The 15,813-nt window shown below is 54.5% G+C and carries 10 protein-coding genes and 2 rRNA genes (1 of these 12 running past the window's edge); 8 read left to right on the plus strand and 4 right to left on the minus strand.

The features are described from left to right. Window positions 1-1,173, plus strand: a 23S ribosomal RNA gene (locus JTI85_RS02605) (it extends 1,734 nt beyond the left edge of the window). A gap of 92 nt (window positions 1,174-1,265) precedes the next feature. Continuing rightward, a 5S ribosomal RNA gene (rrf, locus tag JTI85_RS02610) occupies window positions 1,266-1,381 on the plus strand. A gap of 114 nt (window positions 1,382-1,495) precedes the next feature. Here rrf and JTI85_RS02615 read toward each other — a convergent pair. Next, window positions 1,496-1,933: an acetyltransferase gene (locus JTI85_RS02615; protein ID WP_219352067.1), complete on the minus strand. Its 438-nt coding sequence runs from the start codon at window positions 1,931-1,933 to the stop codon at window positions 1,496-1,498. A gap of 156 nt (window positions 1,934-2,089) precedes the next feature. On the opposite strand from JTI85_RS02615, the gene metA reads away from it, so the two are divergent. The 4 genes from metA (at window position 2,090) to aceK (ending at window position 8,076) form a co-directional block, all read left to right on the plus strand. After that, a complete protein-coding gene (gene metA / locus JTI85_RS02620; protein WP_219352068.1) occupies window positions 2,090-3,019 on the plus strand; it encodes a homoserine O-succinyltransferase in 930 nt (309 codons plus the stop codon). Between the two features lie 268 nt (window positions 3,020-3,287). Continuing rightward, window positions 3,288-4,889, plus strand: coding sequence for a malate synthase A (gene aceB / locus JTI85_RS02625; protein ID WP_219352069.1), 1,602 nt, complete (start codon window positions 3,288-3,290; stop codon window positions 4,887-4,889). A gap of 31 nt (window positions 4,890-4,920) precedes the next feature. Continuing rightward, window positions 4,921-6,225: an isocitrate lyase gene (gene aceA, locus JTI85_RS02630; protein WP_003031609.1), complete on the plus strand. Its 1,305-nt coding sequence runs from the start codon at window positions 4,921-4,923 to the stop codon at window positions 6,223-6,225. 102 nt (window positions 6,226-6,327) lie between these two features. Then, on the plus strand, window positions 6,328-8,076 hold the full coding sequence (aceK, locus tag JTI85_RS02635) for a bifunctional isocitrate dehydrogenase kinase/phosphatase (RefSeq protein WP_124021096.1): 1,749 nt from the start codon (window positions 6,328-6,330) through the stop codon (window positions 8,074-8,076). 21 nt (window positions 8,077-8,097) lie between these two features. On the opposite strand, the gene iclR is transcribed toward aceK, so the two are convergent. Next, complete coding sequence (gene iclR, locus JTI85_RS02640) at window positions 8,098-8,922, minus strand: glyoxylate bypass operon transcriptional repressor IclR (RefSeq protein WP_003031613.1); 825 nt, start codon at window positions 8,920-8,922, stop codon at window positions 8,098-8,100. Window positions 8,923-9,117: 195 nt separating this feature from the next. Between iclR and metH the strand changes: the two genes are divergently transcribed. Both metH and JTI85_RS02650 read left to right on the plus strand, forming a co-directional pair. After that, window positions 9,118-12,801, plus strand: a complete 3,684-nt coding sequence (metH, locus tag JTI85_RS02645; protein WP_219352070.1) for a methionine synthase — start codon at window positions 9,118-9,120, stop codon at window positions 12,799-12,801. 136 nt (window positions 12,802-12,937) lie between these two features. Next, window positions 12,938-14,566: a Na/Pi cotransporter family protein gene (locus JTI85_RS02650; protein WP_137345878.1), complete on the plus strand. Its 1,629-nt coding sequence runs from the start codon at window positions 12,938-12,940 to the stop codon at window positions 14,564-14,566. A 128-nt stretch (window positions 14,567-14,694) separates the two neighbouring features. Here the strand turns inward: JTI85_RS02650 and pepE are convergent, their stop codons facing one another. Beyond that, a complete protein-coding gene (gene pepE, locus JTI85_RS02655; RefSeq protein ID WP_003841421.1) occupies window positions 14,695-15,384 on the minus strand; it encodes a dipeptidase PepE in 690 nt (229 codons plus the stop codon). 109 nt (window positions 15,385-15,493) lie between these two features. Then, entirely contained in the window at window positions 15,494-15,772 is a 279-nt protein-coding gene (locus JTI85_RS02660) for an addiction module antidote protein (RefSeq protein ID WP_121585314.1), read from the minus strand. Window positions 15,773-15,813: the final 41 nt, after the last annotated feature.

Consider the following 15,813-nt stretch of genomic DNA (forward strand, 5'->3'; position numbering starts at 1 on the left):
CATGGAGCTGAAATCAGTCGAAGATACCAGCTGGCTGCAACTGTTTATTAAAAACACAGCACTGTGCAAACACGAAAGTGGACGTATACGGTGTGACGCCTGCCCGGTGCCGGAAGGTTAATTGATGGGGTTATCCGTAAGGAGAAGCTCTTGATCGAAGCCCCGGTAAACGGCGGCCGTAACTATAACGGTCCTAAGGTAGCGAAATTCCTTGTCGGGTAAGTTCCGACCTGCACGAATGGCGTAATGATGGCCAGGCTGTCTCCACCCGAGACTCAGTGAAATTGAACTCGCTGTGAAGATGCAGTGTACCCGCGGCAAGACGGAAAGACCCCGTGAACCTTTACTATAGCTTGACACTGAACACTGGTCCTTGATGTGTAGGATAGGTGGGAGGCTTTGAAGTGTGGACGCCAGTCTGCATGGAGCCAACCTTGAAATACCACCCTTTAATGGCTGGTGTTCTAACGTGGACCCGTAATCCGGGTTGCGGACAGTGTCTGGTGGGTAGTTTGACTGGGGCGGTCTCCTCCTAAAGAGTAACGGAGGAGCACGAAGGTTAGCTAATCCTGGTCGGACATCAGGAGGTTAGTGCAAAGGCATAAGCTAGCTTGACTGCGAGAGTGACGGCTCGAGCAGGTGCGAAAGCAGGTCTTAGTGATCCGGTGGTTCTGAATGGAAGGGCCATCGCTCAACGGATAAAAGGTACTCCGGGGATAACAGGCTGATACCGCCCAAGAGTTCATATCGACGGCGGTGTTTGGCACCTCGATGTCGGCTCATCACATCCTGGGGCTGAAGTAGGTCCCAAGGGTATGGCTGTTCGCCATTTAAAGTGGTACGCGAGCTGGGTTTAGAACGTCGTGAGACAGTTCGGTCCCTATCTGCCGTGGGCGCTGGAGAATTGAGGGGGGCTGCTCCTAGTACGAGAGGACCGGAGTGGACGCATCACTGGTGTTCGGGTTGTCATGCCAATGGCATTGCCCGGTAGCTAAATGCGGAAGAGATAAGTGCTGAAAGCATCTAAGCACGAAACTTGCCCCGAGATGAGTTCTCCCTGAGACTATAAGTCTCCTGAAGGAACGTTAAAGACGATGACGTTGATAGGTCGGGTGTGTAAGTGTAGCGATACATTGAGCTAACCGATACTAATGAACCGTGAGGCTTAACCTTACAACGCCGAAGATGTTTTGGCGAAGAGACATCAGATTCAGCTTGATACAGATTACATCAGAACGCAGAAGCGGTCTGATAAACAGAATTTGCCTGGCGGCTGTAGCGCGGTGGTCCCACCTGACCCCATGCCGAACTCAGAAGTGAAACGCCGTAGCGCCGATGGTAGTGTGGGGTCTCCCCATGCGAGAGTAGGGAACTGCCAGGCATTAATTAAAGTGAAGAAGCCCATCCTGACGGATGGGCTTTTTTGCGTCTGTATTCCCGGATAACCAGGCTGTTGTAGGCCTGATAAGCGCAGCGCATCAGGCAATAAGTACGGCTACCCGTGTACGAGATTGAGTAACGGGTACGGTCGTCCGAGATCGTCCACTTCCGTCCGTCCCGTCACAGTAAATCCCATCTTCTTATAGAATCCAACTGCCTGCTCATTCTGTTCGTTAACGTTGGTTGTTAGCGTTGAACTCATTGATAAAGCATGTTCAATCAGCAGCTTACCAACGCCACTACCACGCACATCCGGATCGACAAACAACGCATCCATATGCTGATCGGTCAGAAGCATAAAGGCGACAGGCTCATCTCGTTCTGTCACTGCAACCCATAGCGGAGCTTCTGGTAAAAATGAACGTACCAGCTCCTCCAGCTCAATCCGATAATCCGCAGAGAGGAAATGGTGCGTCGCATCGACTGAACGACACCAGATAGATACGAGCTTTTCGCCTTCGTCCTTACGCGAACGACGAATGGTAAGGGGCATAGCATTCTCCTTTTTTCTTTACTGCACTATTCTACAGCAAGGGCCGTGAAACTTTCTCAACTTGAGGATGCAGGCTCGACATTCACATGATTCCTGGGTATCTTCAGCTATCTGGATGTCTAAACGTTTAAACGTATGTAGTGAGGTTATCAGGTTATGCCAATTCGCGTGCAGGACGAGCTACCCGCCGTCAATTTCTTGCGTGAGGAAAACGTCTTTGTGATGACGACATCCCGCGCTTCCGGTCAGGAAATTCGACCACTGAAGGTGCTCATTCTCAACCTGATGCCCAAGAAGATTGAAACGGAAAACCAGTTCCTGCGCTTACTGTCTAACTCACCGCTACAGGTAGATGTTCAGCTATTGCGCATCGATGCCCGCGAGTCACGTAACACCCCTACGGAGCATCTGAATAACTTTTACTGTAATTTCGAGGATATCTGCGATCAGAACTTTGACGGACTGATCGTGACCGGCGCACCGTTAGGTCTGGTTGAATTTAATGACGTGGCTTACTGGCCGCAGATTCAACAAGTGCTTGAATGGGCGAAAGATCACGTTACCTCAACGCTATTTGTTTGTTGGGCGGTGCAGGCCGCGCTGAATATCCTGTACGGAATTCCCAAACAAACCCGCACGGACAAACTCTCAGGTGTTTATGAGCACCATATTCTTCACCCTCATGCGCTACTGACGCGTGGATTTGATGATGCGTTCCTGGCTCCGCATTCGCGCTATGCCGATTTTCCTGCTGCGCTTATCCGGGACTACACCGATCTCGAGATTTTTGCTGAGACAGGAGAGGGAGATGCCTACCTGTTTGCCAGCAAAGATAAACGAATTGCCTTTGTGACGGGCCATCCGGAATATGATGCCCATACGCTCGGCAGTGAGTATTTTCGTGACGTCGAAGCGGGCTTATCACCGGAAGTACCCTATAACTATTTCCCGAAAGATGACCCGCAAAACAAACCGCGGGCAACCTGGCGCAGCCACGGCAATCTGTTGTTTACCAACTGGCTCAACTATTACGTCTACCAGATCACGCCATATGATCTGCGTCACATGAATCCAACGCTGGATTAATCTTCTGTAGCAGACGATCCTTAAGCGTTTCAGCATATTGAATCAGGCACCTTCGGGTGCCTTTTTTATTTCCGAAATGCACCTCACCGTGTAATTAAATTTTATTTATATTGTTATCAATAGGTTAATTGATAATTAAATTAAAAATGGAAATTGTTTTTGATTTTGAAATTTAAATGAGTAGTCTTAGTTGTGCTGAACGAAAAGCGCACAACGATCCTTCGTTCGCATTGGGGATGTGTTTGGATCAATGACGAGGAACTACGCAATGAATCAACAGGCAACGACAACCGATGAACTGGTCTTCACCAGGCCGCGCGGCGAACAGGAGCATCAAATTCTGACCGCTGAAGCAGTAGAGTTTCTGACTGAACTGGTGACAAGATTTACGCCAAAGCGGAATAAACTTCTGGCTGCACGTGTCCAGCAGCAGCAGGATATTGATGACGGTAAGTTGCCTGATTTTATTTCGGAAACGGCTTCCATTCGAGAAGGAAACTGGAAAATTCGCGGAATTCCTGATGATTTACTGGATCGCCGCGTAGAGATCACCGGACCCGTTGAGCGCAAGATGGTCATCAACGCGCTCAACGCGAACGTCAAAGTCTTTATGGCTGATTTTGAAGATTCGCTGGCTCCTGAGTGGAGCAAAGTTATCGACGGGCAGATAAACCTGCGTGATGCGGTCAATGGCACCATTAGCTATACCAACAAAGCGGGTAAAATTTATCAGCTCAAACCGAATCCGGCTCTGTTGGTATGCCGCGTTCGTGGTCTGCATCTGCCGGAAAAACACGTTACCTGGCGTGGCGAATCCATCCCGGGCAGCCTGTTCGATTTTGCCCTCTATTTCTTCCACAACTACAAAACGTTGCTGGCAAAAGGCAGCGGCCCTTACTTCTACCTGCCAAAAACGCAGGCCTGGCAAGAAGCAGCATGGTGGAGCGAAGTGTTCAGCTATGCAGAAGATCGCTTTAATCTGCCGCGCGGCACCATCAAAGCGACTCTGCTGATTGAAACGCTGCCGGCCGTCTTCCAGATGGACGAAATTCTGCACGCGCTGCGTGATCACATTGTCGGCCTGAACTGTGGTCGCTGGGACTACATTTTCAGCTATATCAAAACCCTGAAGAACCACCCGGATCGCGTGTTGCCGGACCGTCAGGTGGTGACGATGGATAAGCCATTCCTCAGCGCCTATTCGCGTCTGCTGATTAAAACCTGTCATAAACGTGGTGCATTCGCGATGGGCGGCATGGCGGCGTTCATTCCCAGCAAAGATGCGGAACGTAACAACCAGGTGCTGACCAAAGTCAAAGCGGACAAAGCGCTGGAAGCCAATAACGGTCATGACGGGACCTGGGTTGCACACCCTGGGCTGGCTGATACCGCGATGGCGGTGTTCAACGACGTACTCGGTGAAAACAAAAACCAGCTGTTTGTGACCCGCAATGAAGATGCGCCGATTACCGCCGAACAGCTGTTGGCTCCGTGTGAGGGGGAACGCACCGAAGAAGGCATGCGCGCCAACATCCGTGTTGCGGTGCAGTACATCGAAGCGTGGATCTCCGGTAACGGCTGCGTACCGATTTACGGTCTGATGGAAGATGCGGCTACCGCAGAAATCTCCCGTACCTCCATCTGGCAGTGGATCCACCACCAGAAGACGCTCAGCAACGGCAAGCCGGTTACCAAACCGCTGTTCCGTCAGATGCTGGCCGAAGAGATGCTGGTGATTCAGGACGAGCTGGGCGAACACCGCTACAGCAGCGGGCGTTTTGACGATGCCGCGCGCCTGATGGAGCAAATCACTACCTCTGATGAATTGATCGATTTCTTGACCCTGCCAGGCTACCGCCTGCTGGCGTAATCCACCACATAACAATATGGAGCATCTGCACATGAAAACCCGTACTCAACAAATCGAAGAATTACAGAAAGAATGGACTCAACCGCGCTGGGAAGGCATCACCCGTCCATATAGCGCGGAGGAAGTGGTGAAATTACGTGGCTCGGTCAACCCGGAATGCACGCTGGCTCAGCTTGGCGCGGCGAAAATGTGGCGTCTGCTGCACGGCGAATCGAAGAAAGGTTATATCAACAGCCTCGGCGCGCTGACTGGCGGTCAGGCGCTGCAGCAGGCGAAAGCAGGTATTGAAGCGGTCTACCTTTCAGGATGGCAGGTGGCGGCAGATGCCAACCTGGCCTCCAGCATGTACCCGGACCAATCACTGTATCCGGCGAACTCCGTCCCGGCGGTGGTGGATCGGATCAACAACACATTCCGTCGCGCCGATCAGATCCAATGGTCAACCGGTATTGAACCGAACGATCCGCGCTATGTGGATTACTTCCTGCCGATCGTCGCCGATGCGGAAGCGGGTTTTGGCGGCGTCCTGAACGCGTTTGAACTGATGAAATCGATGATTGAGGCTGGTGCAGCGGCCGTTCACTTCGAAGATCAGCTCGCATCGGTAAAAAAATGTGGTCACATGGGCGGCAAAGTTCTGGTGCCGACTCAGGAAGCTATCCAGAAACTGGTGGCCGCTCGTCTGGCAGCCGACGTCATGGGTGTTCCGACGCTGGTTATTGCGCGTACTGATGCTGACGCAGCCGATCTGATAACGTCTGACTGCGACCCATACGACAGCGAGTTCATCACCGGCGAACGTACCAGTGAAGGGTTCTACCGTACGCATGCGGGTATTGAGCAGGCGATCAGCCGTGGTCTGGCCTATGCACCTTATGCGGATCTGGTGTGGTGTGAAACCTCCACGCCGGATCTCGAACTGGCGAAGCGCTTTGCCGATGCGATTCACGCGAAATTCCCTGGCAAACTGCTGGCCTACAACTGTTCGCCGTCATTTAACTGGCAGAAAAACCTGGACGACAAAACCATCGCCAGCTTCCAGCAGCAACTGTCGGATATGGGTTACAAATACCAGTTCATTACCCTGGCGGGCATCCACAGCATGTGGTTCAACATGTTCGACCTCGCGCACTCCTATGCGCAGGGTGAAGGCATGCGCCACTATGTTGAGAAGGTTCAGCAGCCAGAATTTGCGGCGGCTAAAGACGGTTACACCTTCGTGTCCCATCAGCAGGAAGTGGGTACAGGCTACTTCGACAAAGTCACTACTATCATTCAGGGCGGCGCTTCCTCGGTGACCGCGCTGACCGGCTCGACCGAAGAATCGCAGTTTTGATTAATGCCCGGTGGCGCTGCGCTTACCGGGCCTACGAAGGGATGTAGGCCGGATAAGCGAACGCGCCATCCGGCATGACGTTGTGCCGGATGGGAGAAGTCGATGACGCGTGGCCTGGAATTACTGATTGCTCAGACGATTTTGCAAGGTTTCGACGCCCAGTACGGGCGTTTTCTGGAAGTCACCTCCGGCGCGCAGCAGCGTTTTGAACATGCCGACTGGCATGCGGTTCAGCAGGCGATGAAAAGCCGTATTCACCTTTACGATCATCACGTGGGTCTGGTGGTGGAGCAGTTGCGCTGCATTACAGACGGCAAAAGTACCGACGCGGATTTTTTACTTCGCGTGAAAGAGCATTACACCCGGCTACTGCCGGATTACCCGCGCTTCGAGATTGCGGAGAGCTTTTTTAACTCCGTTTACTGTCGGTTATTTGATCACCGCTCGCTGACTCCCGAGCGGCTGTTTATTTTCAGTTCTCAGCCAGAGCGTCGTTTCCGCACGATCCCACGCCCGTTGGCGAAAGACTTTTTTCCTGATACCGGCTGGGAGTGGCTGCTCACTCGCGTCCTTAGCGATCTGCCCCTGCGTCTTCCATGGCAGAATAAACATCGTGATATCCACTACATCATCGAACACCTGACCGAAACCCTGGGAGCGGATGTGTTGCAGGGCTGCCATTTACAGGTGGCGAATGAACTGTTTTATCGTAACAAGGCCGCCTGGCTGGTCGGTAAGCTGATTACCCCTTCTGGAACGCTGCCGTTTTTACTGCCAATTCACCGGACTGACGAAGGTGAGCTGTTTGTCGATACCTGCCTGACCACGACGGCGGAGGCGAGCATTGTGTTTGGCTTTGCCCGCTCCTACTTTATGGTGTATGCCCCGCTGCCCGCCGCACTGGTGGAGTGGTTGCGCGAGATCCTGCCCGGTAAAACCACCGCTGAATTGTATATGGCGATTGGCTGCCAGAAGCATGCAAAAACGGAAAGTTATCGGGAGTATCTGCTCTACCTGGCCAACTGTGATGAGCAGTTTATTGAAGCGCCGGGGATCCGCGGTATGGTGATGCTGGTGTTTACCCTGCCGGGCTTTGACCGGGTGTTTAAAATCATCAAAGACAAATTTGCGCCGCAAAAAGAGATGTCTGCCGCCCACGTCCGCGCCTGTTATCAACTGGTCAAAGAGCACGATCGTGTGGGGCGGATGGCTGACACCCAGGAGTTCGAGAATTTTGTGCTGGATAAACGGCAAATCGATCCGGCGCTGATGGCGCTGTTGTTACAGGAAGCACCGGAAAAAATTACCGATCTTGGCGATCAGATTGTCATTCGCCATCTGTATATCGAACGACGGATGGTGCCGCTGAATATCTGGCTGGAGCAGGTCGAAGGTCAACAACTGCGCGATGCCATTGAAGAGTACGGTAACGCGATTCGTCAACTGGCCGCCGCCAATATTTTCCCCGGCGATATGCTGTTTAAGAACTTCGGCGTGACCCGTCACGGGCGCGTGGTGTTCTATGACTACGACGAAATTTGCTATATGACGGAGGTGAATTTCCGCCATATCCCGCCACCGCGTTACCCGGAAGATGAGATGAGCGCCGAGCCGTGGTACAGCGTATCGCCTGGAGATGTCTTCCCGGAAGAGTTTCGCCACTGGCTATGTGCCGACCCGCGTATCGGTCCGCTATTTGAAGAGATGCACGCTGACTTGTTCAACGCCGACTACTGGCGGGGGTTGCAAACGCGGATTAAAAACGGGCATGTGGAAGATGTTTACGCCTACCGACGCAAACAGCGTTTCAGCGTGCGTTATGAAACCGATCGTAAGCCGGGTAAGGCGTAGCCGCCACCCGGCAATCCCATCTTAGCGAAATCCGCCGTACGCCAGCGTCACTTCTTTTGCCGCTTTGATCGCCATGGCGCCGAACTCGGTCACGCGATCATCGGTAATGCGCGAAATGGGGCCGGAGATGGAAATGGCGGCAAACGGCTGGCGGTGCTCGTCATAAATGCACGACGCCACGCAGCGCAGACCCAGCGCATGTTCCTCATCATCAAAGGAATAGCCGCGCTTACGCGTCTGGGCCAAATCCTCTTTCAGATGCACTGGTGACACCAGCGTGGCGTGGGTGTATGCGTGCAGACCTTTACGGTGCAGCAGCCCAGTCACCTGTTCTTCGCTCAGCTGGGATAAAAACGCTTTGCCCGCCCCGGAGGCGTGCATCGGCAGTTTACCGCCGATGGGCGCAGACATGCGCATCAGTTGGGTACACTGCACCTGGTCGATAATAATGGCCTGATGATCGCTTTGATCCAGCACGGCGAGGTTGACCGTTTCACCGGAATCTTCCATCAGTTTGCGCAGGATCGGATGCACAATCGCCAGCAGATTACGGCTTTGCAGAAAGCTGCTGCCGACGATAAACGCATGCGCGCCCACGGCCCAGTGGCCTAATTCACCGACCTGACGAACAAATCCCTGCTGCTGCATGGTGGTCAACAATCGGTGAGTCGTGGAGTTTGGCAGGCCAGCCTGCTGCGCCAGCTCGGTCAGCGCCACGCTGCCGTTGGATTCCGCAATCCACTCGAGCAGCTTCAGGCCGCGCGTCAGGGACTGAACCTGCCCGGTTGCGGGCGCAGTAGTAGCGGCGGGTTTTCTACCGCGTTTCGCGGGAACGGGGGCAACCATGGCAGACTCCTTTTCTGTATCGTGGAAATCATTTTCGTTTTATTCAAATATAATGCAAGAATTCCTGTACTGATCGGATGAGTGAAGCTGAACATGTCTCATGTTGGCCGTTGTTCTCTTTTCCGCCTCTCAGGTTTGTGCCAGTATGGCCTGTTGAGTTTTTTTCGGTCTGGTTGAGCGTTGTCGGGAGCGAGTGTGAGCAGCAAAGTAGAACAATTACGTCAGCAGTTAAATGAACGTATTCTGGTGCTGGACGGCGGTATGGGCACCATGATCCAGGGATATCGTCTGAGCGAAGAGGATTTCCGCGGCGAACGCTTTGCCGAATGGCCGTGCGATCTGAAAGGCAACAACGACCTGTTGGTGCTCAGCAAACCGGAGGTGATTGCCGCGATTCACAACGCCTACTTCGAGGCGGGCGCGGACATCATCGAAACCAACACCTTTAACTCCACGACTATCGCCATGGCGGATTACCAGATGGAATCCCTGTCGGCGGAAATCAACTTTGCGGCAGCCAAACTGGCGCGCGCGGCGGCAGACGAATGGACGGCGCGCACGCCGAACAAACCGCGCTATGTCGCGGGCGTGCTTGGCCCAACTAACCGTACGGCATCTATCTCGCCCGACGTCAACGACCCGGCTTACCGTAATATTACCTTTGATCAGCTGGTGGCCGCCTACCGGGAATCCACCAAAGCGCTGGTGGAAGGCGGCAGTGACCTGATCCTGATTGAAACCGTTTTCGATACCCTCAACGCCAAAGCCGCTATTTTCGCGGTTAAAACTGAATTCGAAGCGTTGGGCGTTGAGCTGCCGATTATGCTCTCCGGCACCATCACCGACGCTTCCGGGCGTACGCTCTCCGGCCAGACCACCGAAGCATTCTACAACTCCCTGCGCCACGCCGATGCGCTGACTTTTGGTCTGAACTGTGCCTTAGGTCCGGACGAACTGCGCCAGTACGTGCAGGAGCTGTCGCGCATTGCCGAATGCTACGTGACCGCGCACCCGAACGCCGGGCTGCCGAACGCATTTGGTGAGTACGATCTCGATGCCGACACCATGGCGGCGCAAATCCGCGAATGGGCCGAGGCGGGCTTCCTGAATATTGTTGGCGGCTGCTGCGGCACCACGCCGGAACACATCGCTGCCATGAGCCGCGCGGTGGATGGCTTGCCGCCACGCCGCTTGCCGGAAATCCCGGTTGCCTGCCGCCTTTCCGGCCTTGAGCCGCTGAACATCGGCGACGACAGCCTGTTTGTGAACGTCGGCGAGCGTACCAACGTTACCGGTTCAGCGAAGTTTAAGCGCCTGATCAAAGAAGAGAAATACAGCGAAGCGCTGGACGTCGCCCGCCAGCAGGTAGAAAGCGGTGCGCAGATCATCGATATCAACATGGATGAGGGGATGCTCGACGCCGAAGCGGCGATGGTTCGTTTCCTCAACCTGATTGCCGGTGAACCGGATATCGCCCGCGTGCCGATTATGATCGACTCCTCGAAATGGGAAGTAATCGAAAAAGGGCTGAAGTGCATTCAGGGTAAAGGCATCGTTAACTCCATCTCGATGAAAGAGGGGGTTGAGACCTTTATTCATCACGCGAAGCTGCTGCGTCGCTACGGTGCTGCAGTGGTGGTGATGGCCTTTGACGAGCAGGGCCAGGCCGACACCCGCGCGCGCAAAATTGAGATCTGCCGTCGGGCGTACAAGATTCTTACCGAAGAGGTGGGCTTCCCGCCGGAAGATATTATCTTTGACCCGAACATCTTTGCCGTCGCGACCGGCATTGAGGAACACAACAACTATGCGCAGGACTTTATCGGGGCCTGTGAAGACATCAAACGCGAACTGCCGCACGCGCTGATCTCCGGCGGCGTTTCTAACGTGTCATTCTCATTCCGTGGCAACGACCCGGTACGTGAAGCCATTCACGCGGTATTCCTCTACTACGCCATTCGCAACGGCATGGACATGGGGATCGTCAACGCCGGACAACTGGCAATCTATGACGACCTGCCCGCCGAGCTGCGCGATGCGGTAGAGGATGTGATCCTCAACCGTCGCGACGACGGCACCGAGCGTTTGCTGGAGCTGGCCGAGAAATATCGCGGCAGCAAAACCGACGAGACCGCCAACGCTCAACAGGCGGAGTGGCGCAGTTGGGACGTGAAAAAGCGCCTCGAATACTCGCTGGTGAAAGGCATTACCGAGTTTATTGAGCTGGATACCGAAGAAGCGCGCCAGCAGGCTGCGCGCCCGATCGAGGTTATTGAAGGACCGTTGATGGACGGCATGAACGTGGTTGGCGACCTGTTCGGCGAGGGTAAAATGTTCCTGCCGCAGGTGGTGAAATCCGCCCGCGTGATGAAGCAGGCGGTGGCGTACCTCGAACCGTACATTGAGGCCAGCAAAGAGAAAGGCTCCAGCAACGGCAAAATGGTCATCGCTACCGTGAAGGGCGATGTGCACGATATCGGCAAAAATATCGTCGGCGTGGTGCTGCAATGTAACAACTACGAAATCGTCGATCTTGGCGTGATGGTGCCCGCGGAGAAAATCCTCAGAACGGCGCGTGAAGTGAATGCCGATCTGATTGGCCTTTCCGGGCTGATTACCCCTTCGCTGGATGAAATGGTTAACGTGGCGAAAGAGATGGAGCGTCAGGGCTTCACTATTCCGCTGCTGATTGGCGGCGCGACCACCTCGAAAGCGCACACGGCGGTGAAAATTGAGCAGAACTACAGCGGCCCGACGGTGTACGTGCAGAACGCCTCGCGTACCGTTGGTGTCGTGGCTGCGCTGCTCTCTGACACCCAGCGTGATGACTTTGTCGCCCGTACGCGTAAAGAGTACGAAACCGTGCGTATTCAGCATGCGCGTAAGAAACCGCGTACCCCGCCGGTAACGTTACAGGCTGCCCGCGACAACGATCTGGCCTTTGACTGGGAAAACTACACCCCGCCGGTGGCGCACCGTCTGGGCGTACAGGAAGTGGAAGCCAGCATCGAAACCCTGCGCAACTACATCGACTGGACGCCGTTCTTTATGACCTGGTCGTTGGCCGGGAAATATCCGCGAATCCTTGAAGATGAAGTAGTGGGCGAAGAGGCGAAGCGCTTGTTCAAAGATGCCAACGACATGCTGGATAAACTCAGCGCTGAGAAGACGCTGAATCCGCGTGGCGTGGTGGGTTTATTCCCGGCCAACCGCGTGGGTGACGACATCGAGATTTACCGTGACGAGACGCGTACGCACGTCATCAATGTGAGTCATCACCTGCGCCAGCAGACGGAAAAAGTCGGTTTCGCCAACTACTGCTTGTCTGACTTTGTTGCACCGAAACTGAGCGGTAAAGCGGATTACATCGGTGCTTTTGCGGTCACTGGTGGTCTGGAAGAAGACGCGCTGGCAGATGCTTTCGAAGCGCAACATGACGACTACAACAAGATCATGGTGAAAGCGATTGCTGACCGTCTGGCGGAAGCGTTCGCAGAATATCTGCATGAGCGCGTGCGTAAAGTCTACTGGGGCTATGCGGCGAATGAGAATCTCAGTAACGAGGAGCTGATCCGCGAAAACTACCAGGGGATTCGCCCGGCACCGGGCTATCCGGCGTGTCCGGAACACACCGAAAAAGCCACCATTTGGGAACTGCTGGACGTGGAGGCGCATACCGGGATGAAGCTCACCGAATCCTTCGCCATGTGGCCAGGTGCCTCGGTTTCCGGCTGGTATTTCAGTCATCCGGACAGCAAGTACTACGCTGTGGCGCAAATCCAGCGCGATCAGGTTGAAGATTATGCCTTCCGTAAAGGGATGAGCGTGGCAGAAGTGGAGCGCTGGTTAGCGCCGAACCTCGGCTACGACGCCGACTGATTCACAAAACTGTCATCTTTATTTACAACAAACAGGGCACTCAATGAGTGCCCTGTCTCTTTATTACGTTTAAACCCTTATACTGAAAGAAGGCTTCGGCCTCAGGAACATATAACGATAAGGAGTACCTGATTCCGTGTTAACTCTGTTACACCTGCTTTCTGCCGTCGCGATGCTGGTTTGGGGGACGCATATTGTGCGTACCGGTGTGATGCGCGTCTTCGGCGCCCGCTTGCGTACCGTGCTCAGCCGTAGCGTTGAAAAGAAGCCGCTCGCCTTTTGTGCGGGTATCGGCGTGACGGCGCTGGTGCAAAGCAGCAACGCCACCACCATGCTGGTGACCTCGTTTGTTGCACAAGATCTCGTGGCGCTCACCCCTGCGCTGGTGATTGTCCTGGGCGCCGACGTGGGGACCGCGCTGATGGCGCGTATCCTGACCTTCGATCTCTCCTGGCTGTCGCCACTGCTGATTTTTATCGGCGTCATTTTCTTTCTTGGGCGCAAGCAGTCTCGTGCCGGACAGCTGGGCCGGGTAGGTATTGGTCTGGGGTTGATTTTACTGGCGCTGGAGCTGATTGTGCAGGCAGTAACGCCGATCACTCAGGCTAATGGCGTACAGGTTATTTTCGCCTCGCTCACCGGCGATATCATGCTGGATGCGTTGATTGGCGCCATGTTTGCGATTATCAGTTACTCCAGCCTGGCGGCGGTGCTGTTGACGGCCACGCTGACCGCGGCGGGCATTATCTCGTTCCCGGTGGCGCTGTGTCTGGTGATTGGCGCCAACCTCGGATCCGGCCTGTTGGCGATGCTTAACAACAGCGCCGCTAATGCCGCCGCCCGCCGAGTGGCGCTAGGTAGCCTGCTGTTTAAGCTGGTGGGTAGCCTGATTATCCTGCCGTTTGTTCATCCGCTGGCGAATTTGATGGATGAGCTACCGCTGCCGAAATCCGAACTGGTTATCTACTTCCACGTCTTCTACAACCTGGTACGCTGCGTGGCGATGGTACCGTTCGCTGAACCGATGGCGCGTTTTTGTAAGCGCATCATCCGCGATGAACCGGAGCTGGACGCGCATCTGAAGCCCAAACATCTGGACGTCAGCGCGCTGGATACGCCAACGCTCGCTCTCGCCAATGCCGCCCGCGAAGCGCTGCGTATCGGTGATGCGATGGAGCAGATGATGGACGGGTTGAAGAAGGTGATGCACGGCGAGCCGCGCGAAGAGAAAGAGTTGCGCAGGATGGCAGATGACATCAACGTGCTGTACACGGCGATTAAGCTCTATCTGGCGCGGATGCCAAAGGATGAACTGGCGGAAGAGGAGTCACGCCGTTGGGCGGAGATTATCGAAATGTCGCTCAACCTTGAGCAGGCTTCCGATATCGTCGAACGTATGGGGAGTGAGATTGCTGATAAGTCGCTGGCCGCCCGTCGGGCATTCTCGGTAGAAGGGCTGAAAGAGCTGGATGCGCTTTACGATCAGCTGCTCAGCAATCTGCAGCTGGCGATGTCGGTATTCTTCTCAGGCGATGTGACCAGCGCCCGCCGTCTGCGTCGTAGCAAGCACCGTTTCCGTATTCTCAACCGTCGCTATTCGCATGCGCACGTTGACCGTCTGCATCAGCAGAACGTGCAGAGCATCGAAACCAGCTCCTTGCACCTGGCACTGTTGGGCGATATGCAGCGTCTGAACTCACTGTTTTGCTCTGTAGCCTACAGCGTGCTGGAACAGCCGGATGAAGACGATGAGCGTGAGTACTAACGAGGACAGATGAAATGTTGCCCGGTGACGCTGATGCTTACCGGGCCTACGGATAACCGTCAATGTTGTCATTTACCTTGTCGGCCGGATAAGGCGAAGCCGCCATCCGGCATCAGACAATAAATCAACTAAAAGCAGTGGCCTGCTTCAACGGCAACCGCCTCTTCACCCGCTTTAAAGATATACGTGGTGTTCGGGCCGCCGAGCACGGACTTACCGTTACTCACCTTAATCCAGTTACCTTCCGGCAAGCCAATTACCGTCAGCTCTGGCGCCACAACCAGCAGCTCGCGAATACGCTGTTCACGCGTTTCGCCTTTATGGCCTTCCGGCAGCGCGTTGGTGAAATGTGGGTTAATCTGCAGCGGGAACAGACCCAGCGCATCAAAACCTTTGGGATCGACAATCGGCATGTCGTTGGTAGTGCGGATGGTCTGGCAGGCAAGGTTGGAACCCGCGCTCCAGCCGATGTACAACGCACCGCGTTTGACGACATCCACAATCGGCGCCAGCAACCCGCGCTCACGACTCTCTTTCAGCAACTGGAAGGTATTCCCGCCGCCGACAATCACCAGCTCGGCGTTTTCAATGGCTGCAATTGGATCGGCAACGGTATGAATACCGGTAACGTTAACGCCCATTGGCGCAAAGATGGCTGCCGTTTTCGCCGTGTACTCATCCCAGGTTTGCGTCACGCCAGCGAACGGAATAAACACCGCCGTGCGGCGACCATTCAGTTGCTCTGCGATCAGCGGCAGCGCATGTTCCATCCAGCCTTTGCCCGGCAGCGTCGAGTTACTCAATAAAAGCAGTTCCATCATTTCTCCATGTAATCAGAAAATTACAAACCGCGCTAATGCTACCACTATCAATCTAACGCCTTCCTGATATGGCTCACGATGTTGGAAGGGGAGATAGACGCAGGGGCTATTTTTTTAGTGTCAATTCAATGCCGAGTACCTTCATCACTGCAAGCGTGGTTTTCAGCGTCGGATTACCTTTCTCACTAAAAGAGCGATAAAGCTGCTCGCGGGATAATCCCGTTTCTGCCGCGATGCTCGCCATTCCCTTAGCGCGAGCCACCACGCCCAGTGCTTTTGCAATGTACGTTGCATCGCCTGTTTCGAGGGCATCCGCCATAAATACAGCAATTTCTTCATCATCAACTAGCGCAGCAGCGGGATCGTACTGAGTAAGCTTATTCATGGCGGAATGTCTCCTGATAGTCCAGTGAACGGGCGAGCATT

Origin of the sequence: Citrobacter sp. Colony219, from assembly GCF_019382635.1 — a bacterium.
Lineage (GTDB): Bacteria > Pseudomonadota > Gammaproteobacteria > Enterobacterales > Enterobacteriaceae > Citrobacter > Citrobacter youngae.